This is a genomic window from Lacisediminihabitans changchengi, assembly GCF_016634425.1.
GTDB lineage: Bacteria > Actinomycetota > Actinomycetes > Actinomycetales > Microbacteriaceae > Lacisediminihabitans > Lacisediminihabitans changchengi.
This window is the reverse complement of record NZ_JAEPES010000003.1, coordinates 20,140-44,624: the sequence shown is the minus strand read 5'-3', so window position 1 is coordinate 44,624 and position 24,485 is coordinate 20,140. Positions and strand designations below refer to the sequence as shown.

General features: G+C 62.6%; 19 protein-coding genes. 9 read left to right on the top strand and 10 right to left on the bottom strand.

Features of this window, described 5'->3' with window-relative positions:
• Positions 1-188: 188 nt before the first annotated feature.
• On the top strand, positions 189-2,540 hold the full coding sequence (locus tag IV501_RS08575) for a CHAT domain-containing protein (protein ID WP_200556264.1): 2,352 nt from the start codon (positions 189-191) through the stop codon (positions 2,538-2,540).
• A gap of 149 nt (positions 2,541-2,689) precedes the next feature.
• Here the strand turns inward: IV501_RS08575 and IV501_RS08570 are convergent, their stop codons facing one another.
• Both IV501_RS08570 and IV501_RS08565 read right to left on the bottom strand, forming a co-directional pair.
• Positions 2,690-4,012: a hypothetical protein gene (locus IV501_RS08570; protein ID WP_200556262.1), complete on the bottom strand. Its 1,323-nt coding sequence runs from the start codon at positions 4,010-4,012 to the stop codon at positions 2,690-2,692.
• A gap of 77 nt (positions 4,013-4,089) precedes the next feature.
• Positions 4,090-4,419 carry a hypothetical protein gene (locus IV501_RS08565; RefSeq protein WP_200556260.1) on the bottom strand — a complete coding sequence of 110 codons (330 nt, stop codon included), beginning with the start codon at positions 4,417-4,419 and terminating at the stop codon, positions 4,090-4,092.
• A 255-nt stretch (positions 4,420-4,674) separates the two neighbouring features.
• Between IV501_RS08565 and IV501_RS08560 the strand changes: the two genes are divergently transcribed.
• Both IV501_RS08560 and IV501_RS08555 read left to right on the top strand, forming a co-directional pair.
• Positions 4,675-5,031 (top strand): hypothetical protein, encoded by a 357-nt coding sequence (locus IV501_RS08560; protein WP_200556258.1) that lies wholly within the window; start codon positions 4,675-4,677, stop codon positions 5,029-5,031.
• 93 nt (positions 5,032-5,124) lie between these two features.
• On the top strand, positions 5,125-5,547 hold the full coding sequence (locus IV501_RS08555) for a hypothetical protein (RefSeq protein WP_200556256.1): 423 nt from the start codon (positions 5,125-5,127) through the stop codon (positions 5,545-5,547).
• A 42-nt stretch (positions 5,548-5,589) separates the two neighbouring features.
• Here IV501_RS08555 and IV501_RS08550 read toward each other — a convergent pair whose 3' ends face one another.
• Positions 5,590-6,276 carry a hypothetical protein gene (locus tag IV501_RS08550; protein WP_200556254.1) on the bottom strand — a complete coding sequence of 229 codons (687 nt, stop codon included), beginning with the start codon at positions 6,274-6,276 and terminating at the stop codon, positions 5,590-5,592.
• A 172-nt stretch (positions 6,277-6,448) separates the two neighbouring features.
• Positions 6,449-7,147, bottom strand: coding sequence for a hypothetical protein (locus IV501_RS08545; RefSeq protein ID WP_200556252.1), 699 nt, complete (start codon positions 7,145-7,147; stop codon positions 6,449-6,451).
• A gap of 486 nt (positions 7,148-7,633) precedes the next feature.
• Here IV501_RS08545 and IV501_RS08540 point away from each other — a divergent pair, with 486 nt between their 5' ends.
• The 3 genes from IV501_RS08540 (at position 7,634) to IV501_RS08530 (ending at position 10,578) form a co-directional block, all read left to right on the top strand.
• Positions 7,634-8,305 (top strand): hypothetical protein, encoded by a 672-nt coding sequence (locus tag IV501_RS08540; protein WP_200556250.1) that lies wholly within the window; start codon positions 7,634-7,636, stop codon positions 8,303-8,305.
• 28 nt (positions 8,306-8,333) lie between these two features.
• The gene (locus IV501_RS08535; RefSeq protein ID WP_200556248.1) at positions 8,334-9,368 is read left to right on the top strand and encodes an XRE family transcriptional regulator; all 1,035 of its coding nucleotides are present in this window, start codon (positions 8,334-8,336) and stop codon (positions 9,366-9,368) included.
• A 127-nt stretch (positions 9,369-9,495) separates the two neighbouring features.
• Complete coding sequence (locus IV501_RS08530; protein ID WP_200556246.1) at positions 9,496-10,578, top strand: hypothetical protein; 1,083 nt, start codon at positions 9,496-9,498, stop codon at positions 10,576-10,578.
• A gap of 463 nt (positions 10,579-11,041) precedes the next feature.
• Here IV501_RS08530 and IV501_RS08525 read toward each other — a convergent pair whose 3' ends face one another.
• A complete protein-coding gene (locus IV501_RS08525) occupies positions 11,042-11,986 on the bottom strand; it encodes a hypothetical protein (RefSeq protein ID WP_200556244.1) in 945 nt (314 codons plus the stop codon).
• 369 nt (positions 11,987-12,355) lie between these two features.
• On the opposite strand from IV501_RS08525, the gene IV501_RS08520 reads away from it, so the two are divergent.
• Positions 12,356-12,700 carry a hypothetical protein gene (locus IV501_RS08520; protein ID WP_200556242.1) on the top strand — a complete coding sequence of 115 codons (345 nt, stop codon included), beginning with the start codon at positions 12,356-12,358 and terminating at the stop codon, positions 12,698-12,700.
• 197 nt (positions 12,701-12,897) lie between these two features.
• On the opposite strand, the gene IV501_RS08515 is transcribed toward IV501_RS08520, so the two are convergent.
• Positions 12,898-13,902, bottom strand: a complete 1,005-nt coding sequence (locus IV501_RS08515) for a hypothetical protein (RefSeq protein ID WP_200556240.1) — start codon at positions 13,900-13,902, stop codon at positions 12,898-12,900.
• A 24-nt stretch (positions 13,903-13,926) separates the two neighbouring features.
• Here IV501_RS08515 and IV501_RS08510 point away from each other — a divergent pair, with 24 nt between their 5' ends.
• Positions 13,927-14,853: a hypothetical protein gene (locus tag IV501_RS08510; RefSeq protein WP_200556238.1), complete on the top strand. Its 927-nt coding sequence runs from the start codon at positions 13,927-13,929 to the stop codon at positions 14,851-14,853.
• A gap of 24 nt (positions 14,854-14,877) precedes the next feature.
• Positions 14,878-15,435: a GIY-YIG nuclease family protein gene (locus IV501_RS08505; RefSeq protein ID WP_200556236.1), complete on the top strand. Its 558-nt coding sequence runs from the start codon at positions 14,878-14,880 to the stop codon at positions 15,433-15,435.
• Positions 15,436-15,911: 476 nt separating this feature from the next.
• Here the strand turns inward: IV501_RS08505 and IV501_RS08500 are convergent, their stop codons facing one another.
• Genes IV501_RS08500 through IV501_RS08485 form a run of 4 tightly spaced genes read right to left on the bottom strand, consistent with a single transcriptional unit; the run spans position 15,912 to position 23,972 of the window.
• Complete coding sequence (locus IV501_RS08500) at positions 15,912-17,225, bottom strand: DUF2399 domain-containing protein (protein WP_200556234.1); 1,314 nt, start codon at positions 17,223-17,225, stop codon at positions 15,912-15,914.
• The gene (locus IV501_RS08495; RefSeq protein WP_200556232.1) at positions 17,225-21,331 is read right to left on the bottom strand and encodes a TIGR02680 family protein; all 4,107 of its coding nucleotides are present in this window, start codon (positions 21,329-21,331) and stop codon (positions 17,225-17,227) included. Before IV501_RS08495 ends, IV501_RS08500 begins: the two co-directional genes overlap by 1 nt.
• Positions 21,328-22,485, bottom strand: a complete 1,158-nt coding sequence (locus IV501_RS08490; RefSeq protein ID WP_200556230.1) for a DUF2398 family protein — start codon at positions 22,483-22,485, stop codon at positions 21,328-21,330. Before IV501_RS08490 ends, IV501_RS08495 begins: the two co-directional genes overlap by 4 nt.
• Positions 22,482-23,972: a DUF2397 domain-containing protein gene (locus tag IV501_RS08485; RefSeq protein ID WP_200556228.1), complete on the bottom strand. Its 1,491-nt coding sequence runs from the start codon at positions 23,970-23,972 to the stop codon at positions 22,482-22,484. Before IV501_RS08485 ends, IV501_RS08490 begins: the two co-directional genes overlap by 4 nt.
• Positions 23,973-24,485 lie beyond the last annotated feature (513 nt).

Genomic DNA, 24,485 nt, shown 5'->3' with positions numbered 1-24,485 from the left:
GCTGCGCGGAGCGCCTCAATTCACGTCATGCATTGCACGGTTTGCATTATTCTGGTCCCCTTGTGGTCCCCCCTGTCGATTCGCTGAGCATCTCGTACTTCACCGTACGGGCACACGATCAATGCGCCGATTTGACGCAGAATAGCGCGCGCTCGAACGGGCGGTCAGCTGAGTGAGAACATTGCGTCATGACTCAAGCAGCATTGGTTCGACTTAGGAAGATCTACGGGCCGAAACCAGGTCGCAACGTGACAGAACTGAGCCTGATTCACATTGCCTACTTGCTCGGCGTGGCTGTTGATGACATCGCCGATCTAGTCGACGCGATCGCACCACTCGACCGGAGTTGTTCAGTCGAGACCGTTCTCAGCGATCTCGCCGCCACCCCAGTGGCCACCGACCGAGCCGGTGATCTGGTGACACTAGTGACCGACATCGCGGCGGTGCTCGAACCTCACCTCGCGGCGCTCGAGGTTGTCGATTCATGGCCGCGCGAAGAGTTCGAGATGCTGGTTAATTCACGACAGTTCGTTGAGGAGCCAATGCGTGAGGCCTGGCTACGGCTCGATGGGGATGGTCCGGAGATCGCGGTGTCGGTTTTCAAGGAGGGTGCGGACGCTGCGGCGCAGGCCGCGCGCGTTGGGCAATTAAGCGAATTCCGCGCGTCGGGCTTGCTTGCTCGATACCTTCTCGCGGCCGACCATACCGATATTCGCCATATCAGGAACACGCTGGCCCTGACTGGGCAAGCGTATGGCGTCATCACCGGAGAGCTCGGAGTCGGTTTCATCGCAATCCCGCCCGACGGTGGCCACGGCAAGGTGTTCACAGCGCCGCTTCAGATCGCTTCGAACGCACAGGGAGCAGCAGTTGCTTCACTCATCGGAGTGTTCCGCATTGAAGTCTGGGATGCGTCCGGGCAAGACCCAACACTTCTCGAGTCTTCAACAGCATGTTTAGGCTCCGCTGACCCGAGCATGGCGGAAGACCTTCTTACGGCTGTGAGTAAATTCGCTCGCTACGGAACGCAGAGTGTTCCTTTAGGCGAACTCCCAGAGCTCGACCAGCAACGACACTCCGATATCTGGGCGCTCACACCCTCGTTGAGGAATCTCGCATACGCCCTGGACAAGCGACAGCTACGGCCGGGGGACGAGCAAGAGATCGCGCAGTTTGAGGATGCGTGCGCCCGCTGGGTCGATTTGGGCGAGAGCGGCGACCACCCGCTCACCTGGCTACCTGAGGTCATGCACGAACCACGCGCGGTGACATTCGATCCAGCCACTTTTCTCGATCCCGATGAGCTCTTCCTGCTGGTTGACCTTAGCTCAGCACGGGATGCGCTCGAGCTTCGAGGCGTGACATCGAACTTTGACTTCAGGCTCCATCTCGACCTCGGGCCTGAAGTGAGTCGCCTTCTGGACAAGCACGCAGCAGACCGAGCTGCGCATCGCGTCCGTAGGTCACCCGAAGCCAGAGACACGGTCGAGGAACTTGTCGCCGCATTGAGCGAATGCCTGATGCGCAACTCGGACTCGTTTCAGAACTTCCGGAAGGTTTATCTGTCGCCTGGGGCTGTGGTTTCCTCCAGCCCTTTGAACGAGGCGTTCCTGCGGCTTCGCGTGCCAGTGGTGAAGTCGCTGTCGTTGTCGCTAAATGCCGCGGTGGCCGCTACGATCGGTGGCTCCCGTGCCACTTTTGGCGAGGATGGGAACCCACACCGACACCGAGCGCGCATACTGGTCGGCTCAGATATCCAGGCCATGGACAAGCTTGAGTACGTCCATCATGAGCGCGAGTTTGTTGCAGGGTGGTATCCAGACGAACAACTCGCCCGCTCTCGGTCTGGGGTCACCGGCGCAGGAGCCGATGTCTTCCACTATGCGGGGCACGGCAAAGGAAACGGTGAAGCGAACACGAATGCGCTCCTCGTGTCCGACGGCAGGGAGGGCAGGGTGACCGCCTTGGAACTCCTGAGAGGGCACGGTGAATGGCACGAGACAGGGCTTGTGTTCCTCAGCGCGTGCGAGACCGGAGCGGGATCCCTTCGCACTGCTCTCCGACATCGCTCCGTTACTGTGGCCGAAGCCCTGCTCGTACGTGGCGTCCGATACGTGGTTGCCCCAGCCTGGACGGTGGGAGATCTATACGCTGCGGTGTTCTCCGCATGCTTTCATTTCCACTACGCGCAGGACGGGGATCCACTCTGGGCGTTCACACTGACCCGAACCTTGTTCTCCACCGACTTTGAAGACATCGGGCTCCACGACGCGCTCGACTGGCATCTGCAGCGCAAGTTCGGTGTGTCCTGGCATGAAAATCTCTCCGCTAGCGTGGATGATCCTGGGGCGGCCGATAATCTCGCGGCATTTGAGATGCATGAACGAGTACTGTTCGTAGCCGAGAGTCACGCATTTGGACTTGCGGACCAGGTGATCGCGGCACACCACCGCTCGGCAAAGTTCCGCAGTCTCGCCGAGCAGAGTCTGCACGACACCGCGGGTAGCTTCTGGGAGCCCGAAGGCGATGCTAACCGCTGAGATGAGGAGCGATTAGCGTTGCATCGCTCGGATCGGCAGCACGGGAGTTGTTGACTCGCGGTCGACTTCGTAGGAACTGTCCGCACACGCCCCTCATGTTCGCACTCGCGGTGCTTTGAGGAATAGTGATCGGAACAAGAGATTCGGCGTCAGTCACTCTTTGCTCGGATTACGTAGCGGCCGAAGTTGAATGATTGTGCAAGGTCGTGTGCATCGAGGGCGACCGCTGCAATCGGTGGCACGTCGGCAGCCGGGTCCCTTTGCGCGCGATGAATCTTGTCGCGCAGCGTGGGCCATAGCGCGTTGGCGAGTTCGGGCTTCCGGATCTGAGGGTTCCAGCCGTGCCACACCTTCTTGATGTCGGCGCCGGCTGAGCGCGTCGCTGCGGTCAGGTCGACCAAACCGGGAAGGTCGAGTCCACCCGAGTTGGGGTGGAGCACCGATATCGTTTGTGCGAGTTCCAGATCAGTGAAATGTTCAAACTCGAAGCATGTCTGCTTCCACAGACGCACCTGGACCAGTTTCTCAAGCTCGGTCTCGTCGACTTCGCCGCCCTGTGCTTTGACTACGTTTTGGATTTCCTCGATCCATTTCCTTCGTCGTTTCTCGACCTTTGCTTGAGTCGCCCAAACTTCTCCGGGATCCACGGCGACCACCACTGCGGTGGGCGGCCGGATCATCCAGTAGTTGTCGCCTTGCCGCTCGCCAAGAAGGGGAGCAACCGTGAGGGCGATCACCATGCTGAGGTCACGCCCCTCAGTGCGCATGCACAGGATACGAAGAAGATCGGGAGAACGGCGTAGCCCAAGCTCGTCAAAAACGCGGGGAACGAGAATCTCTTCAGTCTCTCCCTCAACCGCGAGAACGACATTGGCGTGAGGGGATACTCCAAGGTCGCCAAGAATTTCATCCAACGGGGTATCGCGTCGAGTGGAAATGCGCTCAATGAGCGGATGCCAGGAACGGGAAAAAGAGTTGGTTTCCGGGAGCGCTTCCGCTGCGCCTCGACTCGCGAGGTCCTCCACAAAGGTCAACAGAATCTCGCCCGCAAGCCTATGGTCCAAGGCGACAAGGGCGTCGCCCCGCAGCGACTTCCACGCTCGACTTGGTGCGCGCCTGATGAGTTTGGACCAGTCGCCGGTCGGATCAAGTGTGTGGGCGCGGCTCAGCAGCCGCTCGGCGAACTTGCGCGCCTCGTCAGGGCTGACCTGGAGGGCCGCCGCCGTGTTCACTGGGTCGAAGTCTTCTCGGAACTTCTGCCATGCCTCCGGATCGACATTGCTGAGCTCGAGGAAGTCGATTCCGATTGTCGGCAGGTAACGTGCCTCGAGGACCGCGATAACTATCGCCCAACGACGGTAGTCGGCTGGTGCCGATCCTGCGTTTATGGATCGCTGCGGAAGCACGGTCCGCTGGTGGCCATAGGACCCAATAACGCGCGACTTGGCGACACGAGTACGGAGGTCGGGCATAGACAGGAGTTGCTAGCGGCTATAGGTAAGACCGTTCGACCATCCTCGCCTGTCGGTGAGCCGTCTAGTGTCGAACCTCACTTTTGGGCGAACGGACTTTCTGCCGGGTCACGAACGCGGCCGGCATCAAGCGCATTTCCCAACTGAATGAACTGAGAGTTGCTGCCGGTGCGATTGTCTTCAGCGGGACGCATTCCCGCGCTCACTTGTCGCCCTGTTATCTCCAGTAGTGGCGCAAGATCGCCGTGGCGGTATAGCTCCCGCAGGGTTTTCTGGTCGATCGAAAGGCCGCGATCTTTTGCTTCCGCAATGAATTCTTCTGTCGACAGCGGGGCCGACTGGCTGAACGCCATTGGAAATTGCAGAATCGTGATCCCTGTCAAGGAATCGCTGCCGGGATCGGTCACGCGCTGAGCCTATCGAGCGCGGCAGTTCAGCGGTCTACCGTGATCCGCATTCTTGTCCCTCAGGCCGGACCCGCCAGGATTCGGCCGCCGCTGGAGTGTCTCTGAAACGTCGGTCGCTGCGAACTCGTCGCGCGTCGAAGTCAAGCGGGTCGTTCAACGAGTCTGGCGCGCTGAACGGTGTGATGAGCGCAGTGACGCCCATCCCCAGGCGCTCCCATGGTTCTAAGGTGTAGCCAGCGGCAAATCGGAGGCGGCATGAGACCAGGGTTCGAGGAGTCGCAGTTCGCCGTCTTCTTCCAAGACGATCTCACACAGCGGAACCACCGCGGCATCGAACTGGCACCAATCGGTCAGGTTCTCGAAGCGAGAGTTGGATTCGATCTCGGCGGATGGCTCCCACCAAGTCATCCAATGTGGGGAATCTTGCACTTCCCACCGCTTCCGGGCCTGTCGAGACCCGTGTGGAACCCGAACCTCAGTCCGACGGCGGCCGTGACATCGAAGGCGCTCAACGTCTTCTTCCAGTTCAAACGCTCGGACTACCTCCACAGGTCCTACGCCACGTATTTTGACGACCTCGGCGGCCCCTACTGGCGCTTCCAGGTCGACTGAACCGACAACGTCGGAAGTCTCCCCCAGCATGAGTTACTTGAACAACTGGAAGCACGCACGACGGGCTCTGGGCTCGTTCGCTACGTCGCGCCGATGTGCCACACCTACGCGGAACTCGAAACGCTTTGCGACACCCGAACCCTTCTCGAGGAGTGCGTCTACGTCGCACCCACACGGTTCACACCAGCCCACACGACATGCGCGTACATGAGCGCGACGAACATGATCGTCAATCCCAATCCCGAACCGACGAAGGCTGACACCTGGGCCGATATCCGCGGCACTCTTGCTGAACTGGCGACCGACGCCACGGACATTGATGAGCTGATCGGGAGAACCACGGAAATCGCATACTCGCTAGGCGCTCGACAGCCCGAGCAGATGCGATACCCGTGGCGAATACCCCAGCGCTTGCCTTACGAGGTACGTGAACTTCTCCAGACGTACCTGCCTGCAGCCGAGCTCCTGTTCCGCGTCCGCCTGGAGTGGCTGGTCGCCTTGGTCCCAGATCACTGAACAGACAGGTTGGAAGCGTTGTCCCGGTCCGTGTCCATACCGCTACGCCTTCGGAGGACGCCAAGCTGCCACGGGGTCAGCTTTGCGCCATGCACCGCTGATCGCGTGCGCCCGCGAACGAAGGGAGTCGCTCTCCGCAAGGTCGTCGGGGAGCGCGTGGGTTAGGTAATCGCAGATCGCCACGAAGTGCAGAACCGTCTCGTACCGTGTGACCTCGGGCATCGCGACGAACTCTGGGTTCGCCTGAGTCGCTCCATTCAAGGTGAGTATGCCGCTCGGCGTCGGGTGCCCGCCCGCCTCGCAGTGATCAGCGTAATCCTTCGTATCGAAATGGCCTGCGGACCGTTCACGCAGATGCCTAGGCTGCCAGCGCTTGCGCCGTGCCTCGCTGTCGGACTTGAGCCAGTCGACCGCCTCGTCGGGATCATGGGCACACGCCCAGGCGAGGTACTCAACCTCGACAAGCTGACGAACCAGTGCACTGGCCGCATACGCGTTCCCAGGCAGGAGCGTATCGATCCCGTCCACCAGCGACACCGCCACGCGAATAACGAGCATCACCGCGAATGATGGTCGCCCGTCTCCCCCACCATCGAGCGTCCGCTCGAGGATCACATCGATATCTCGCAGGAGACCCCGGCCGTTGATGATCGCGTCCTGGCGGGCAAGGACGCCGTCCGGATCAAGACAGAGAAGTAGAAAGTCGGAATTCTCGTCTTCGGACACCATGGCTTGATCCTAGGCACGCGCAGAGAAGCAGTAGGAACAAACGAGGTTGGATGACACCTCGAAGCTGTAGCGCTTTGTTTCGAATCATGGTTTCACCCCCTAAGAGAGACTGGATAAGAATGCACGCCACGCCTCCGTCTGTGGGGTCGCCAGTGAGTTGCGGAGTTCGCACTTAGCGCTCCCAACCGCGTCGCGCCTTTGCTTCCATTTTCTTTTCCTGCCGTAGCAACCACACGAAGCGCAACCAGTCCCGAAAGAACTGCGGTCGCCGCGTCCCGAGTTCCGAAAGCGGGCGGTAGTAGTCACGGTTGTTCGGCCCGAACGGCACTGGCGTGCCTTCACGGTAGGTGATGTAGTCGTACGGCTGCCGGCCCGATGCGCGGTGACGGACGAAGAAGATCGCTGAGCCGTCAAACTCGTCACCATCGGGAGCAATGTCTTCGATCCAATCCCACGGGATGTGTCCGGACTCGATAACGTTCGGTGCGGGCTTGCTCGTCTCTGTCAGTGCGCGGCGGTTACCCATGTCGAAATAGCTCTGAATCCCCCGCGTTATCACTTCGACACCACCGTGATCGATCTCGATAAATTCCGGCCCCGTGAAGGCGTAGCCTCGCCAGGTCATCTTGTTGCTGCCGTCGTACCCGCGCTTGTAGCGAGCCACATTCATCACGATGACCTTGCTGTTCAGACCCTCGGTACGGATCGGGCCGAGCACCTCCCGCGCCTTCGCTTCAAGCTCGCGAACGCGCTCGCGCTGTTGTCGGAATGACAGACGTCGTCCGAGGACAAAGATGGCCACCGTGACGCCGAGCGCAGCCACTGCAACTACCAAAGCCGCAAGGTCCACCCACGAGAACGCGCCAGTCATCGAACAAGCGTACCGGCGGCATGGAGTCCGCCAGCCGTCGGTCGACACGCGTCATGTAGCGGTTCGTTTCGCATCGTCAAGAAACAGCACACTAAACCTCTTTCGTCGAGCGACAGCTAACCGGTCCACGGCATTAGTTTTGGGCGACGGCCCTAAATTGGGCCGATTGCAATTGGGCAAATTGACGCTGGACTGAAGGGGTGTCCCGCATCCGTCTCCGGTTCCTTGCCATGAAGGACCATCGACCGCGATGACGTCCCATTGGGCCTGATCTCCCCCAGTATCGGTCGAATGGTCATCACACATCTTCACGTGCCGCCCGTTGGAGTTCGGCTTTCGAAGGACACACTCGATCGATCGGGCCGAATCCGCGCCCGCATCCGCTGGACAGATCCCGTCCGGCGACGATGCGGCCGCGACGCAGCCGCGTTGCGCGTTTTTGGACCGCACTTGTGGTAACGTTTCACGCAACACCAAGGAGGCGTCATGGTTACCAACGTCAGTTTCGCAGAGGAAAGCTCGTCTGATCCGGAGCGCCGCCTGAACGCGTTCGGTTTGTCGACCGAAATGGTTCACACGGCCTTCCGCCCCGGCCTCACCCACGCGCGCAATCGTTCGCCGTTGGCGCTGCGCAATGCCGCGGGGAACGATGTCTACCAGGACACGATGGAACAGTTCTCACAGATCCTCACCCCGAAGGGTTGGCGCCTCGTCTACGTCGACCACCAGCCGCGCCTCCTGCACCCTGACGGCATCATGTGTTTCACCATCTCATCGGCAAAGTACGTTGCTGACGCCGATCACCGCCGCAAACCGAGGACCGGGCGCAAGGGCCCGGCAACGCGCATGTCACTCGCCGGCCCGTCGCAGCCTGCGGATCTGACGCTCGATCTCCCGGAACTCGCGAACGTCGAAGCGACACTCCCAGCCTCAGCCTTAAACGCTCCGCTGTGGCTGCTTGACTACGAGCGCACGGAGCTCGGGCTCAACCTCGAGCTTTCTCAGCCTGCGGGTATGACGCCCTCAGGGATGGTTACCGAGTGGGGGCCGGGCCGGATCTTGATCCGATCGCTCGACCTTGACGGCGACCTCTCGGTCTTCGAAACGCCTGACGATGGTGACGACGACTTCGACGTCCCCGTCACGCCCCGTTCATAGCCGGCTTCACTAACTTCTTTATCTGGATATGTTCAACGGATCACGCCTTCAACTGGCGCGCCATCGGCTCGGCTTGAGTCTTACAAAACTCGCCGAAGCAAGTGGTGTGTCCGCCCGCTCACTCACCACCTACGAAAACGACCCGGATGCCGAGCCATCCGAAGACAACCTGCGCAAGCTCGCTGAGGCGCTCAACGTCTCGGTCACGTTTTTCGCTCGCGAAGGCGCTGATCCTATCGAGGTCGAGGCCGCAAGCTTCCGCAAGCTGAGCAAGACCACGGCGACCACGCGCAACGCTGTGCTCGCCTCAGCCACCCTGGCGGTTGAGTTCTTTGGCCTCGTCGAGGAGAAGTTCACGTTGCCTAACGTGACCATCCCGACACTGGACAAGCTCTCGCCCGCGCGAGCGGCTGAGCTACTTCGGCGCCAGTGGGATCTCGGAGACCGTCCGATCTCGAACATGGTGCACCTCCTCGAATCGAAGGGGGTCCGCGTCGTCGCGCTCTCTCACGACTTCCGCGACGTCGACGCCTTCTGCTTCCTCCGCGACAGCATTCCGTATGTGTTCCTGAATACCTCGAAGTCTGCAGAGCGACAGCGCTTCGATGCCGCACATGAACTGGGGCATCTGGTTCTCCACAGCGACCTCGAGATGCGTACCAGCGATTCGAAGGAGCGCGAGGCGGAAGCCAACCAGTTCGCCTCCAACTTCCTGATGCCCACCGAAGGGGTTCTTGCCCAAAATATGGGGGCGGCCAGCCTCGACCGCATCTTGCTGGCTCGATCGTTCTGGAAGGTCTCTGCGATGGCGATGACCCACCGACTGCACGCCCTTGACCTCCTGAATGACTGGCAATACCGCACCATGTGCGTGACGCTGTCGGATCTCGGTTACCGCTCGCGCGAGCCCGGAGGCATCGTCCCCGAGACGTCGAAGCTCCTGAAGAAGGTCCTATTCGGTAAGACCGTTAAAGTGAGCCTCCGCGACGCGGCAACAGAGCTGTCGTTGAATCAGAGCGATCTGCGGACTTTTCTACAGGGATTGGTGCCGGTGGCTGCGTAACTCGTTCTTAGCCCAAGCTGTCGGCGCATTCGTCGACGTGCCCTGGTTGAACTGTTTGTAGCGGTCGTAGCCAGGTGTGGCGACGCAGGAGCTGCGGTCCCCCGTCGAGGACGGCCATCATTAGAAGATGTTGAACATTAGGCCAGAGGGACGGAACCTAAACCTGTCGCAGGCAAAGGTCCTAGACGATGAGTTTTTTACTTCGCGGCCGTTTCAATATTTCAACTCGCGAATCAGTTCGCTGCTCGACGCTGAAGATGGGCCGGCCCAGGCCAATGCGAAGGCGGCCGAAAAGTTCTTCGGGGTCCTGAATCTGTCTGACACGAACCGTGTTCTTGAGTTTGACGAACGAGACCGCAGGCTCCAGGTCGCCGCCGATGCCTTCACTCTTCGTCACCACGTTGCCGAGGGTCTAATCCGATTCCTTCATGCCCTGACCGTGTTCGCGGAACCGACAGGCGACGCCCGCTGCATTTGGCGAGCGATCGCTGCTGGCCCGATCAACCTTCTGGACGTGGTCAAGCAACTCGCCGAGTGCATGAACACAGACCAAGGCCTATTCGCTCCGCTCTTTCTCGCCACCGGGATTGACGACTCGGAGGCATCGCGTGGAGCAGTGACGAACGCACTGGCCTGGACCAATCACGCCATCAAGTTGCTCACCGATGAGGAACTGACAACGAATACAGCCCACAACAAGTTCAAGCACGGTCTAGCTGTCAGAGGCCGTGACGATCTGCGGCTGGAATTCATACCGGCAGATGCGATCCCCGAAGGTGGCGGAGATATCTCGTTGACCGCGCTCAAGAACTCCATTCCCGTATTCGACCGCCCTCTTGTGACATACCTCGGTCGCCCTAACGGTAAGCCGAAGCTCGGGCTGGAGGTGACGACCCTTCGAATCGACGTCCCATCAGTTCTGGCTGAAGCTTGGATGATGGCGAACGTCTATGGGGCGCTGTTTCATGTTGCCGCTATGGAGCACTTCGCTGGGACCGATGTCGAAATCGCGCCATACCCCACACTGCCCGTTGGCCGACTGCCCGACCAGCTCTTGAACGGCCAGGTTCTCGGCCTCCGTCAGTCGGTGACAACGCCACCAGACGGGACCACGCCCGCTCGCGACACACGGTTGTTCCGGCACGGAAGCTCGATTCGTCTAGAGATCGACTTCAATAATCAAATGAGCGGCACAATCGTTGACGACTGACCGGCGTTCAGTCCGACACCCACGCGCGTTCTGTGAGTCGAAGTAGAGGCTCCGCCCCACAGTGAGACCGACGGCAAACGCTCGTCATGCGGCGGTTGCCTTCCTTCGGGCAATGGACACTGGCCCGTGATCGCGCTGCTCGCACTGCCGAAGGATGACACGCGCTGGCACACAACTTCTACGAGTTCGTAATGGTTCGCTGACGCTGCTCTCAATGGATGGGCGCGCGTCGCTAACGCAGTGAATTTGGACGCGCTCGATCTCGAAGTTGCCGACCGAATGCCTCGCCCAGGCAGGAACATCCTGTTCGTGCTGCACGTGCTTGCCTCCACGCGCCAAGACGAAGTGCTAGCGCTGCTGGACCGGCACGCCGCGGAGTTTGGATCCGTCGATCCTTACGTGGTCTACATCCATCCACATCCCTACTCCAAGTCATCTGCACCGCAATTGAAGTACCTCGGCCCTAGTACGCCGCCCGTGACCAGTTGGCTGTCCACGAACCGTCGTCGTGCATTTCGAAGTGGTAGCCGATGATGCTTTGCGACCATAGAACGACGATCTTGCAGAGGTCCGTCAGCACAGAAGCGATCTCATCGACCGTCATGGGATCGTCGGCGGGTTTAAGCCTGTCAAGGTTCAGAGCCCACGCGTCCCAGACTTCCTCCAGGTACTCATCCCAGCCCTCCGGCAGCGGGTCGGGTCGCATCCCCTTGGCGATCTTGCCGCCAGCGCCCAATTCGGCCCCGAGGTAGGTCATTACTCGGATGAGGTCGTTGACAGCGGTGGAGCTACGGGACGTCGCGGCCTCGCCGTCTGTCAGGCGGAGGACATTCGACTCCGTAAGCTCTTTCCTCATGTGAGCGAGGGTGTCGCCGACACTCTCGACGTGCGAGGACGGCGACGGCGTGGTGCGGTTCGTCATCTTCTCGATGCGGAAATCGTCAAGGTGAGCCGCTAGGTGCTTCCGCCAGGTCCGCTCTGTCTTGGTGCCCGTGGCGAGGTCTTGGAAGGCCTCCGAATCCTCGCCGCGCTGGTGGAGGATCGCATGACCGGACTCGTGGATCGCGAGATGCGTCCCGATATTGTGCATGTAGTTGACTAATTCCTCCGGAGAGGAGACCTCGAACGCGGGCATGAACGACCATGCGCCGATCACGATGTCGTAAGTCCCGTCGTGCGCGTTGATGGTCCGCGCACCGACTTCGCCAACGCCCCTCTCAAGCGTGTAGTCGTTGCCCTCTTCGCGCTGCTCGATTGCGTTGACGCTCGCCACGACGTCGCCACTGATCGTCAGTCGCCACGTGTCCGGGTCGGGCAGCTGCAACAGCAGACCAGCGACGAGTGCGTTCGCCAGGCCGGTGTTGTTGAGGATGTTGACGAGCGCGGTCGCGAACTCGTCGTCCAGCACGTCGAAGTGCTCGATACCTATTCGGTACGCGGGCCCGGTCGTCTCACTCGGGTCCTGATCTGTCATGCGTCCAGATTACCGACGCCCTATGACACTCCTAGGTATTTCACGCGGTTGAAGAACGCCACGCTCGCTTGATGCAGCACTCAACCGGCTCCAGACGGCCAGCCGGATTACTGGGGTCAGAAATCCCATGTGGTATTCGCTGCAATCCCACCTACATCTTCAACACGGTGCCGCATCCAATCCGTCACAACATCCCGCTACCTTGCGAAAGCGAGTTGGAGAAACACTGCAAGCAGGAGCACCTTCGGGCTCCCGCAAGTCGCCGCGTAAGCTCGACGATAGCGCTCACGGACGGAGATCGGCATGGACAGCGACGAGAAGAGGCGTCTACGCCACCACATCGGTCAGCACCTCGATGTCTCGAACGCCCGCATGACCGATGACGAGACGCTGACGCTCGCTGGATTTGTCGATCAGTATGACGAGAGATACCGCGGGACCAGCCTTCCCCCTCGCACGAGAACGCGACCAGGGTGGGGTTCGGACGGCAAATACATCGTCACGGAGACGTACACGGACTCCTTCCCTGACGAGGTCGGCATCCGGCAGACGTACGAGTACAAGGACGACGACGGCGATCACCGCACGACAGTGACTGACGTAGCCGATGCTCGTGGGGTGCTCAACTGGCTACGCGATCAGCGCTGAGCAGACCATCAGCGGGGCATTCCGCTCGGATCTCAAGGAGGTGCTTCTCGACGCGCGGATTCAGACACTCAGGCAGTCGCTTCAAAAGGCTCTAGCGACCTGACTGCGTCACTCCTTCCGACCGCCGCCGGATGTTTCAGCTTCGGTCGGCCATGAAAGAGATCGAGCCGCGCGCCGCTGGTCGTCGTGGTCGTGGGTCAAACCCGATCAGGCAGACCCTCGAGCCAAGCGAACAGATCGGCCCCTGTCTGAGCGGGTGTCCGGACATGCTCAGCGTCGGGTTTCGGTCGGCCGGTGTGGACGATCATGTTCTGGTGCGCCGCGAGAACCTGTACCCGCTTGAATAGTGGCGGATCATCCAGGCGCAGGGTCACATCCAGAGCCGCGGCAATGACCTCGTCGAGCAGCTCCGGCAAGTTGGACCGACGTTTCAACACCAGCTCCGTCATCGCCAGACGATCCGCAGGGACGAGGTCGCGGATCGTCTGCTTGACGCGAACCTCGCACGCGATCGCGGCGACGAGCGTCGCGCGATCAAGATCCAGAATCGAATCTGTGAAATGCCACGCGTCCGCGAGCAGCGAGCTTGGCAGATCCGGGTCACGCCCGTCCGCTACATTCGCGGCGATGACCAGCATCTGGTCGAGGTCGACTCGCAAACGCGAGGACCGCATTGTCTGCGTCTGCGCGGGGCCGTAACCGAGGATGCGCTGACCTGACGGCCGGTACTCGAGCTGAGCAATGCCGTATTGCTCTGGGTCGTGCGCGGCGAGACCCCGCCACGACTGTGCCGGCGCCGCGGCGTGAAGGTGCCGGAGGAAGTCGCCCACGACGGCGATAGCGATGGAGGCGCCTTCCGCGTAGCCAGCGTCGGCGAGTGCCCTGACCTCTGGGGGGATCTCGTCGGGTTTTGGGACGGGAAAGTCGCACTCGAAATCCACAACGACTTCAAAGATGACTAGCGCAGCGGTCCTAGTGTCCCGATCCGGCTCGGCGAACACCGGACCGCCCGATGCCAGCGACGGGAGCACCGGATAAGGCGAGTCCTCGACCAGATGTTCGGAGAAGGTGTCGGGCCCTGAAGGCAGAGCCACCGTGACATGCTTACCGTCTCGCTCCAGCTCGAACGACATGCCGACCGCGTCGAGCCCAATCCATGTGCCGGAAGCGAGAAACCGCGCCCGCAGTGAGACGTCCGTCATGAACCGAGTATCCCCTACATCGAGATGCGCGGCACTGACGGTCTGGAGCTTCGAAGTCCGGGACAACCTGCTGCTCTAGCCAATGGCGTCAGAGATTCCATGTGGTATTCGCTGCAATCCCCCTACGCTTTCTCCACAAATAATTGGCGCGACCAGCCACTAGCGGCCATTCTTTGTGTAGAGGTGAGGCATGCTGACATTCCCCCCGGAACCTCCGACATCGACAACAGGAGGCCCGTCATGCCACTTACCGAACAACAGAAGCAAGCGCGTGCGGAGAAGCGCCGCATGATGAATGCACTCAAGGAAGAAGCTCGCGCTCACCGCGATGAAGCCCGTCGAATCGAGTGGCGCGAGAAGGGGATGCATCTCACCCGCGAGCAGGCAGCAGCCGGCGAGCCCTGCCGAGGCTGCGGGTTACCGGTGATCGACAACCTCGGCGACTGGGGTGGCACGATGTATCTCACTCCCGAACAGCGCAGCGATTACGACGCTGAACAGGCCAAGTACCGAAAGATGCATCCAAACTGCGATGCCCATCGGTGGAGCATGCAGGGTTCACGCGCAACGCACTGCGGCTACTGCTGCCCGCCACTTCCGATGTCCCGTGAACAGAGCGAGCACATCGGACGTCTACTCGCCAGCTTCCCCGAACGCCGCGAAGAGGAACTCGACATCTGGGAGCGCATCCTGACGTGCGGCCACAAAGTCGAACAGAGCGTGCATCACACGAATCAGTCGCCGAGCTTCTCCACTGCTCGGTGCCCAGGGTGCGAGATGACCCGTGGTGTCGTCAACTCCGTGAAGATCGTCGAAGCTGCGGCGCGGATGGCCGAGGTGATGCGAAAGCGCGACGATCGCGTAGCTCGCGCCGAGCGAGAGCTGAAGAAAGCAGAGAAGGCGGTCGCCGAAGCCCGCGAGAAGCTCGCCGAAGCACACGTCAACAGTTGACGCCTCAGCCCTAAGCTCAGGACCATGGCCGACGACGTGCGCATGCTTCTCGAAAACCAGTCATTTCGGCCGGCCAGCGAGATCGACGGCGACGTGCCCATCCTGTCCGGCGTCTACGCTATCCGGCTCGCGGGGCAGTCGAGTCTGCCGGAGCCCTTCGAGGCGTTCCTGGCCGAACGCACCTCGCGCCTGATCTACATTGGCAAGGCGACCACCCTCAAGAAGCGAATGCTCGGAAACGAACTCCGCGGTCGCGGACACGGGACATTCTTCCGAAGCATCGGCGCCGTGCTGGGCTTCCGTCCACTTGCTGGGTCGCTCGCCGAACGGGTCAACAAGTACAATTTCAGCTTCCAGAAAGCGGATCGCGACGGCATCGTCGAGTGGATCAACGCCAACCTCGAGGTGAGTTGGGCAGAGGTTCCCGCCGCCGACGTTCCCAAGGCCGAACTCGCGCTGATCGTCGAACACACGCCGCTCCTCAACCTCGATGGCAACCCACAGGCTTTGGTCGAACTCGATGAGCTGCGCGTGCTCTGCCGAGGGATCGCCGCGGGTCAGCAACCCCACTGTGAAGAGTAGCTCGACGCCTGACTTGTGTTGCTGAGGGATTCACGGTCCCTAACTAAGGGCATTAGGCCCTGATCATCCTCGCCAGACCCGTAAAATCCCAGAGGGGCAGCAAACTCACCATTACAAATCCCTGCTCTTCTAGGGCGATGAGGTTGAAGCGGAGGAGAATCTCAAGTCCGCTCTTGTCGTCCACCTCAATTTCGAGCACTTCAACCGCGTCGACGACGTCGTGTGGGATTTCGCGATGACTTGCGCTCTCAACAAGACGACTACCGCTATCTCCAGACGTTCTTGGTCAGCCCATTCGGCACTTTCGCAATGAGTTGGCACACGGATTCGTCGAGCAAGTTGGCGTTTATAGCTCTGCGCTAACGCTGATAGCCGCACTCCACCTCGCGCTTGCACCAGTGCAGGCGACTGCCAACGCTTCGGACGAAGCCTCGTCGCTCTAGCTCTCCAGCTGCCAGTATCCGATCACGGGAGTCTCACCGCGCTGGGCTCGGATCCGAAAACCGTGGGTCGCTAGACAGCCTTGCCATGTCACTAAGCAGGTCTCCTACGATCGCCTCCTCATGCACTGCGATCCCCCTCTGCACCATCACCTCGGCGAGCCGGCCATCCCACGGGGTTGGCCGCTGTACACCATCCAAAGGTTCGAACTGCCCGGCACCCGCCGCGGACTCGTAATCATCGGCGCCCATCCGCCACGGCGCCCCACCGGCATCGACCACCCGCCCGACGATCAGTACCCCCGGCCAGTCGAAATCGCCGTGGTAGCGGACGGTCACACCGGATTCGGAGAGGGCACGGAGAATCTGCCAGGCCGCTGCAGATCCTTGGCCGGACAGGCACAGGATCGGCGACGCCACCCCGGCCCGGGCGGCGGCTGACAGGATCTGCGGGTTCTCACACGCGAACACCGTCGTCCCCGGTTCCGAGAACACCACGTTCCCGGCAGCCCGGAGTTCCTGCGCGGTCAGATGCGTCACCAGTCGCTGTGCCGCGCGTTCCCGCATCATCACAGACCACCGGTCATGTCCAGGCGGTCGGAAACCCCATGTCATCGCGGTGCCGGACACGTCGTCGGTCGCCACCCCCGCCTGCTCCCACAGCCGGCGTCGGCCCTCCCCGGAGAGCGGCACCGGGATGGCGAACGCGACCGCCAACGCCCGCATCATCAGGTTTGACGGGACGGTTCCGCTGTCGAATCCGTGCGCGGTGCTGGTCGCCGCGGTCGCCAGCTCCCCAAGTCCCCATAATGGGTTCGATGCGGCGTCCGGGTCGTCGAACACGTCGGCCCGGGCCAGCTCGCCCCACGCGTACGAGAACCCGGCGATCGCCCGCAATGCCGAGTCCGTCCCGGCTCTCGTGAGGATGCCTGAGCGTCTTACGCCGGTCAGGAATTGCTGGGTCTGCTCCGGGGTGAACCAGCGCGCATTCACCGCGTCATCTAACGCCGCTGCTACCCGTGCGGTCTCGGCCTCCTTGTCGGCCTTCACCTGTTTCCGGTCCGTCAGAGGGAAACCGGTGACCTCCGCGACAACCGCCACGACGCCTGCGGCGGCGGCGGAGCCCCGGAGCGTGGAGTCGAGATCTTCCAACTTGAGGCGCACCCGACCGGGGGCGATAGTGTGACCGAACAGCCCCGAGAGCCTGTCCGCGCCGTCGTCGTCAACGACAGCGGTTATCGTCCCGGTCGGCGACAGGCCGTTCTGTTCCAGCAGCGCGCGGATGCCAGCCCAGACCGGTGCGAGGCTCTCCGCGGACAGGAAAGACAGTGTCTGTGCGGGGATCGGCATCAGACCGCCCTAAGGTGACGTTTTTGACCATCCCAGTGGTGTCGGACGGAGGTTGTCGGGGACTCATCACCGGTCGCGACAATGTCGAACTCGTCGAGAGATTTGATCTCCGGATAGTGCAGCCACAAGTCGAACCCGGTCATCACCACGTCGATGTCCCGGTCCACGAGGATCGACATCAGGATCCGTCTTCCGTTCTCGTCGATCGCAATGAACGCGTCGTCGAGCAAAAGCAGCCGAGGTGTTGTCCCGGGCAACGCTGTCAGGTGGGAATCGAGGGCGCAAATGAGGGTAAGTAGGGACACGTACCGAAGCTCCCCGGTGGAGAGTTTCGCGCCTTTCAGGCTGCGTTCCTGCGATTCACCGGGGCCGAGGACGACCGGGTCGACGCTGTACCAGGTGCGGTAGTCGAGGCAGTCGTTGAGTGCTTTCCCATAACCTTCGGCGCGGTTCTGGTTGTACGCTTCCTCCACTGCCCGGCGGAGCAGCGTGGACAGTTCGTTGTTCTGGTTCACGGTGCGCACCTCGTCGGCGATCGACACCAGGTCACGGATCCGGGCCACGTCGTCGCTGACGTTCCCGTTCGCGGAGAACACCAACCGGACACCAATCCCGTTGCTGGTGCGGAACTTCGACACTCGGCCGGAAGTTTCCTTCACCGTGGACGCCGCCAGCGCGATGGTGCGACGGATGTCTGCTGCCACGCCTTCGATGATGAAGTTGGAGAACAGTTCGTACTCCGCGTCCATCAACGCTTGACGGCCGGTCTCGGCGCGGATGGCGAGGTCCGCGGTCGCTGTGGCCAGCGGATGGCTGCCTTCCCCGTCGATCAGGTCGACGAGCAGCACGTCACGGTCGGTGCGACGGATCACCTCGAACATCTGGGTGACGTGCGCTCGGAGGCTGTCGACGGACAGGTGGACGGTGTCGATGCTCACCGGTCGGTGTTTCGGGACGCTGGCAGCCACCCACTCGATGAGGGCGTCCGGGGTGATGTCCGAACCGGTCGGCGCCGGGTCCGGTGTCCCGGTCGCGGCGTCCGTGAATCCGGGGAGTTGGAGGACAGCTGTCATCCCGTGGACAGCGGACAGTGCACGTTCGATGGCGGCGTCAGCAGCGGCCGCAGCATTGACGGTGGTGATGGCGGCAGCGGAATGGATCCCGGTGAACTGGATCACCTCGGCATCCGATTCTTTCTTGTCCACCGCGGTGTCCCTCAGATTCTTGGTGACCGTGGTGATCTCCGCAGCTACGGTAGCGGCGTCCGTTCCGACGACGGCTTCCAGTTCACGAACGGCGATAGCGGCCACCCGCCAATCCGTGACAGCAGCTTCGGCGGAGGTGTGGGTTCCCGACGCCGCGCCCACCGCTGCGTTGATCTCCAGTGCGGTGGAGAGGAACTGCGCAACCTGCCGGTCGAGCGCTGCGGCGGCGGTGTCCACCTTCCGGCACGCGTCGACGGTGTCTCCGAATAAGGTGGCGGCCTTCCGGAGGTCTGCCGCCCCTATCGGTAGCCCGGCATGTTCGCAGGCGCGCCGGTGGGTGGAGGCGCGTTCATCCCATGCCGATCGCGTCGTCAGCGCCGCATCGTTCGCGGTGTTCGACGCTTGCCAGGCCCTGTCAGCTGCCGCGGCGGCGGATTTCTCGTCGGAGTCGGCTTGGTACGCGTGTGATGACGACGGGGCGGCGGCGATGTTCACGCCGATCCGTTCCTTCATCTCAGCCAGCCCACCAGCCTCGGTTTGGAGCTCGTCGTGGATCCCCGCCAGCTCGAGCAGCCGCTCCGTGATCTCTCGGAGCCGGGCTTGCCGGGCGCGCTCTTGCGCGGCCGCGCCGATGTATCGGGCTTCGTGGACGGTCGCCGGTTTTCCGGCAGTCACCCCGACCTTCCATGAACCGTCGTCGTTCACGTTTACCGGGTGGTTCGGGTCGTTGAACCCGATCCGCTTGAGGATCCGGCCGGCGGCGGTGCTGGCGTCTGAGTGGGTGTCCACAGTTAGCAGGTCGGCGAGCGACCGGGACGCGGGGGTTCCGGCAGCGGAGACGATCAGTTCGCCCGGCGCCGGCGACACACCGTCTGCGGTGACGGCCCCGGTGAGGATGCCCGAGGCTGACAGCGCGGATTCCACCGCCGCCTGGATGCTCGCCGGGGTACCGGGGGCGAAGTCGACGGCCCGCCAGAACGGGACGCCACCCTGCACTGTGACCCAGGCCGGCGGGGCGGGCGGCTGGTCCTTCATCGAGGTCAGGTCAGTCTGCTCGCTGGTGAGGAGGTTCTCCTCTTCGGCGACTGCGGCCAGCTTGCCCGCGACGGATCCGGTGTTGACGGCGATCGCAGCGAACGCATCCGAGGAGACACCTCCCGCGGCTCCGTCCAGACTGCTGAGGTCCGGGAGTCCGCCACCGGCGAGCAGGGACCTGAGCGGTGTGGCGTCCCAGTCGGTGCCGGCGAGCAGCTCCGACGTCTCATCCGACCTCACCCACCGGACCCAGTTTTCCGCCAGCTCCACGCGGACGGTGGCCCTGCGTTCCGCTGCCGATTCTGCCACCTTCTTCGCGGTGTCGGCGCCGGCCCGGGCGGTGGTCGCGGCTTCCTCCGCCCTCTCGACGGCGATTTCATCGGAAGCCAGCTGTTCGGCCGTCTCAAGCCGGGTGTGAGCGGCGGCGGCTCGCTCCGTTGCAGCGTCCCGCAGCAACTCGGCGGCGGATGTCACGCCGGACAGATCCGCCGGGGACACGCGGATGGTGGGGATCGGGGCGTGCACCATCTCGGATCGGTCGTCGTCGACAGTGCGCCTGGTGGAGACCGGCTCCCCCGGTTCCCCACCTATGGTCACCGTCACGGCCGGGAGGCTGTGAGGTGTTCCGGCGGCAGTAGCAGCGGTTGCGGCATCGTTGACCGTGGCAGCCAGCTGCTTCCCGGCGTCGCCCACCGACCCGGCGGAGGCGCTCGCCCGGCCGACGGCGGATTCGACGTTCCCCCACAGCGTCCACCACTTCGACAGTTCGGCTGCCGCAGCGGATTTCAGGGCGTCCGCGGCGTTGCGTCTGTCGACCAGCCCGAGGAAGTCCTTGTACGCCGGCGATGATTCCAGCGCGCCTTTCCGCGATGACAGCTCGTCGATCCGGTCCTTCGCGGATGCGGCCGCCGTCTTCGCGTCCCGGAGGTTGCTGCCGGCCGTCTCCTCATGCGCCCGCGCGCTGTCCTCGGCTGCTTGCAATGCCTGGGCGGCATCTGACACCTCCGCCAGCTTGGCAGCTTCAGCGCTGATCACAGTGGCGGCGTACCCGCGGTACACCTCCAACGTGTCTGCGGCGTGCTTGGCGGCCTCCTCGATGTCGGACTGACGGTCACGAGTGTCCTTCAAATCGTCCAGCTGATGACCGGCGGTACGCAGAGTGTCATCCTGCAGCGGCGGGAGCGCTTCCGTGAGGAGGCGGACCACGTCAGCGGCTTCCGGTTTCGCACCAAACAGCGGGGAGCGGAGCTTGTACAGCAGCTCGACGGCGGCGTCCATCCGCATCCGGCCGCGGGTGTCTGTCAGCCCGAACAGCTCCTGCGCAACCCGGGCACGATGCTCAGCGGCGCTATCGGTCAGCTGGCCTGCCCCGAGCACCTCGCCGAGAGCTTGCCGAGGCAGCGGCTGCCGGTGCTGGTCCATCAGGTGCAGGTCGATACCGACACGCAACGGGGTGAGGAAATACGCGACCTTCGCCTGGGAGGTGTTCGAGGAGTACCGAAAGAACGCCCCGACCGTCCGGTACTCACCGGCGAACGTGCGGCATTCCGCCCAGACGTACCCGACCCGGTTGGTCGCTCCGGCGGACATCACCTTCATCAGGGACTCCACCGTCACTGGGGAGCCGTTCCCGGAACCCATCCGGCGGCGATCGCCGGTGAGTAGGAACGGGAACAGCATGTCCAGTGCTCGGGTCTTCCCGGAACCGTTCGGTCCGCGGAGGACGAGCATGCCCCCGTCGAACTCGAACTCGATGTCGGTGAACTTGTGGATGTTCAGGATCCCAGCGCGGCACCACCGGAACCGTTCCGGGAACAGTGCCTGCTGTGCGGGGAGGTTCAACCCTGTGACGGTGGCGGTGGTCATGATCCTGCTTCCAAGTCGTCGAACAAGGTGACGGTGCCGTCCGGGAGGGCTGACTTCTTCGGTCGGCGCATCACCGAGGTGCGGTACCGAGCTGCTGCCGGGTGGATGGTGACGTTCCCGTCGGCGGAGGATGCGAGTCCGACGGCGGTGAGGACGGCGAGGACCTCGTCGAGCACCCGGCGTTCGGAGTTCGCTCCCGACGTCTCATAGTCGCCGCGGAGGTGGCCCAGGTTCTCCGTGAGGATGACGCCGATGATCTCTGCGGCGTCATCGCGGGTCAGCACGACGGTTCCGTTTTCACCAGGACGTCGGGCGGCGGCGACCTCGCCGATGAACATCAACGACACCTGCCGGGCTGCGCCCATCCCGGGGAACGGTTCGTCGGTCGCATCGTCGTCATCATCCCAGGCGAGAGCGCCTTCACGGCGGGCTTCGACCTGCAACCCGAACATCTCGTCGATCCGTTGCTCCACCGTGGCACGGTCCTTAGACCAGATCCGTTGTTCATCGTCGGTCAGGTCGGGGCGGTTCATCACGGTGTCTTCGACGAGCCGGCGAGCCAGCGACCGGGCTGGGGTGAGAGCCATCTCCATGCCGGGCTGGTTCACGATCAGGTACGCCAGTGCGGCACGGTCCACGGTCAGCAGCGCTTCTGCTTGGTCGGCCGCCCATGCGGCGGCGGTGCCGTCCGTCTCCGTGATGACACCCCACCGGACGAGGATAGTGACCGCGGTGACGAAGTCCCGTCGTTCGGTGATGGTTTCGCCGGTCACGATTCCCGCGGTCGCGGCGTCCGACCTGACTTGGGCGACAAGGTCGGAGATCAGCAGCTGGTCTGCGGCGCCGGGCGCGAGGAGGGCTGCACCGACCAGCGATACGTACTGGTACACCCGGGCTGTCACAGGGTTCCCGGACGCTGTCTTCATCGACCGGGCCGGAGAGGTGTCCGGCAGCTGCGGTTTGAGCAGCCGGGCAAATGTCGGTTCAATTACGACCCGGTAGCCGAGCAGTTCCCCGAACAGCCGTTTCAGGTCGGTGGAGTGGCGTCGCGCCATCAGGAACTCGTCAGGGTGCAACGACGGGTTCAGGAACGTGTGCCGTTCCAGCGCTCGCGCGGCCTCCCGTGCTTCCGGATGGATGGTGGCCTCGGTCATGCGGTCGCTTCTCCCTGCTCGGCGGCGGCTTCCTCGATCGGGGTTGCGTGGTAGCGGAACCCGTACACGGTGAACACCCCGTCGTCGAACTGGACGGAGCTCGTCCCGGTGATCGGCTCCCGCCGCAACGTGAAACCGGATTCCAGGTTGTCGGACGACAGCGCCCCGGACTCCCCCGCCATCTTGGTGATCTGGTCCTGAATGAGCTTCTGCGCGACTGGTGAGAGCTTCACACCGTCCAAGGTTCCAGCGACGAGCAGCTCCGTGACCGCCAGCCTGCGGGTCTCTACCTGCCGGGCTGCGGCGTCGTAGGCGAGCTGTGTCTCGAGCGTGGAATCCGGGACAGGGCTAGTGCGTCCACGGGCCGCGCGGTCGCCGCGTTCTCGGAGCGTGACGGGGACATCCACTTGCGGGGCATTCCACCACGACGTATTCGCGGATGGATGCACGCTTTCGGAATCGCCGAGGAGCAGATGCCTCCACGAGTACACCCCGAACGTGTTCGCGAACAGCCGGTGCGCGTCCCCGTCATCGGTGACAGCGAATATTCCTGCAAGACGGATGAGGTCGTCGCGACGCGAGTAGCCGGAGCCGGCGTCGGTGAGGATTCGCTTTGCGTTGACCAGCAGCTGCCCGAGCGCTTGCTCAGTGGCGGCCCGGAACTGCGCGGGTCCAGAGTTCTCCCCGGAATCTGCGTACCAGGAAGTCAGCCTCTCCCATTCGGATTCAGCCCGGCCTTGGCCTCGTTCGGCTCCTACCAGTGTCAGCGTCTGCCAGCTAGCGAGGATGTCGGTGACTTGACGGTAGTGCGGTTCTAGCTGGGTGAGAAGGTCGTGGATCTTCGGGCCGTGCCGGCGCACGTCAGTGCGGAGGATGTCGATGTACATCATCAGGGTGGTCTTTAGCACGGTGAAGTCTTCGCCGACGATGTCGTACCGGGCGAGGACCCCGCCCAGGTATGCGTTGAAATCGCGGAGACTGCCGGCAAAGACCTGGTGGTTGTTGAACGCGGTGCTGACTGCGGACGCGACAGCGTCGGCGTCCGGTTTCCGGTCGGATTTCAGTTCCGCGAGCACACGACCGAGCTGCTCCGCGATGACGTCAAGAAGTTCACGGGCGACTTCCTTTGCCCCGTCGTCCGCGCCGAGGATCTCGTCGACGTCGGAGGCGATCCTCGCGCCGAGCTTCGACGCCTGGTACCGGCTCTTGGTGCGGCGGAGTTCGGCGATCGTCGCGACCCGGTAGTTCCGGACGGAGGGGATGATGTTGCCCCAGTCGACCAGCTGCTTGCAGCGCGCCTCGACGTCATCTTCGTTGACCAGGTACCCGTCCGAGGTCAGTTTCGCCGAGATCTCCGCCGCGCTCATCTGCCGGGTGAGGACCTCGCCGGCGAGCACTCGCATGATGCGGACGTGCTGTTCGGATTGCCCGGCCGTCAGGTACGAGTACAGGTTCAGACGCGCAGGGTCGAGCTCGGTGTCGTCCACCCTCGCACCTCCCCGCCGTCGGAGTTGTGTTGACGGCTTCCCGGACTCTACCGGCATGGGCGGACATTGAACGATGACCGCCGCGAAGGGTCATTCTCCGCAGACTCGCAAGTGACCCGATTGGGTGACAGGCACCGCCGCGCTCGTGCCGGAAAGTTCCACTCACGGAAGTCCTTGACGACATTGCAACAGGCGAGCCTTTCCCGCTGTCACTGGTTATACGCAGCAAGCACCCGATCAATTCGTCGTTCCTCGCCGCGACACTCATTCTGTTCCCGTGATTTCCGACTGATCAAGAAAGCCGGAACCGGACGTTCCGGCACTTGTTCTTGAACCTGGGGTCAGCAACGGGCCGATCACCGAAGTCATCCTGTGAAGGCCTCGTACCTGCCGATCTCGCGAGGCATCCAAACGATTTGAAAGCGATCGATCTCCACCTGACGCCGCGAATCACATCATTCAGCAACAATGGCAGGGTGCTCAAGGAGCGCCCTGCCGTCCAATTCTTCCGAT

Excerpts from the sequence above, each read along its gene's own strand:
- IV501_RS08515 (WP_200556240.1), bottom strand. The coding sequence starts at position 13,902 with ATGACGGACGTCTCACTGCGGGCGCGGTTTCTCGCTTCCGGCACATGG.
- IV501_RS08545 (WP_200556252.1), bottom strand. The coding sequence starts at position 7,147 with ATGACTGGCGCGTTCTCGTGGGTGGACCTTGCGGCTTTGGTAGTTGCA.
- IV501_RS08490 (WP_200556230.1), bottom strand. The coding sequence starts at position 22,485 with ATGACCGAGGCCACCATCCATCCGGAAGCACGGGAGGCCGCGCGAGCG.
- IV501_RS08505 (WP_200556236.1), top strand. The coding sequence starts at position 14,878 with ATGGCCGACGACGTGCGCATGCTTCTCGAAAACCAGTCATTTCGGCCG.
- IV501_RS08510 (WP_200556238.1), top strand. The coding sequence starts at position 13,927 with ATGCGCGGCACTGACGGTCTGGAGCTTCGAAGTCCGGGACAACCTGCT.
- IV501_RS08540 (WP_200556250.1), top strand. The coding sequence starts at position 7,634 with ATGGTTACCAACGTCAGTTTCGCAGAGGAAAGCTCGTCTGATCCGGAG.
- IV501_RS08570 (WP_200556262.1), bottom strand. The coding sequence starts at position 4,012 with ATGCCCGACCTCCGTACTCGTGTCGCCAAGTCGCGCGTTATTGGGTCC.
- IV501_RS08530 (WP_200556246.1), top strand. The coding sequence starts at position 9,496 with ATGTTGAACATTAGGCCAGAGGGACGGAACCTAAACCTGTCGCAGGCA.
- IV501_RS08550 (WP_200556254.1), bottom strand. The coding sequence starts at position 6,276 with ATGGTGTCCGAAGACGAGAATTCCGACTTTCTACTTCTCTGTCTTGAT.
- IV501_RS08520 (WP_200556242.1), top strand. The coding sequence starts at position 12,356 with ATGGACAGCGACGAGAAGAGGCGTCTACGCCACCACATCGGTCAGCAC.
- IV501_RS08560 (WP_200556258.1), top strand. The coding sequence starts at position 4,675 with ATGAGACCAGGGTTCGAGGAGTCGCAGTTCGCCGTCTTCTTCCAAGAC.
- IV501_RS08535 (WP_200556248.1), top strand. The coding sequence starts at position 8,334 with ATGTTCAACGGATCACGCCTTCAACTGGCGCGCCATCGGCTCGGCTTG.
- IV501_RS08575 (WP_200556264.1), top strand. The coding sequence starts at position 189 with ATGACTCAAGCAGCATTGGTTCGACTTAGGAAGATCTACGGGCCGAAA.
- IV501_RS08500 (WP_200556234.1), bottom strand. The coding sequence starts at position 17,225 with ATGCCGATCCCCGCACAGACACTGTCTTTCCTGTCCGCGGAGAGCCTC.
- IV501_RS08555 (WP_200556256.1), top strand. The coding sequence starts at position 5,125 with ATGTGCCACACCTACGCGGAACTCGAAACGCTTTGCGACACCCGAACC.
- IV501_RS08495 (WP_200556232.1), bottom strand. The coding sequence starts at position 21,331 with ATGACCACCGCCACCGTCACAGGGTTGAACCTCCCCGCACAGCAGGCA.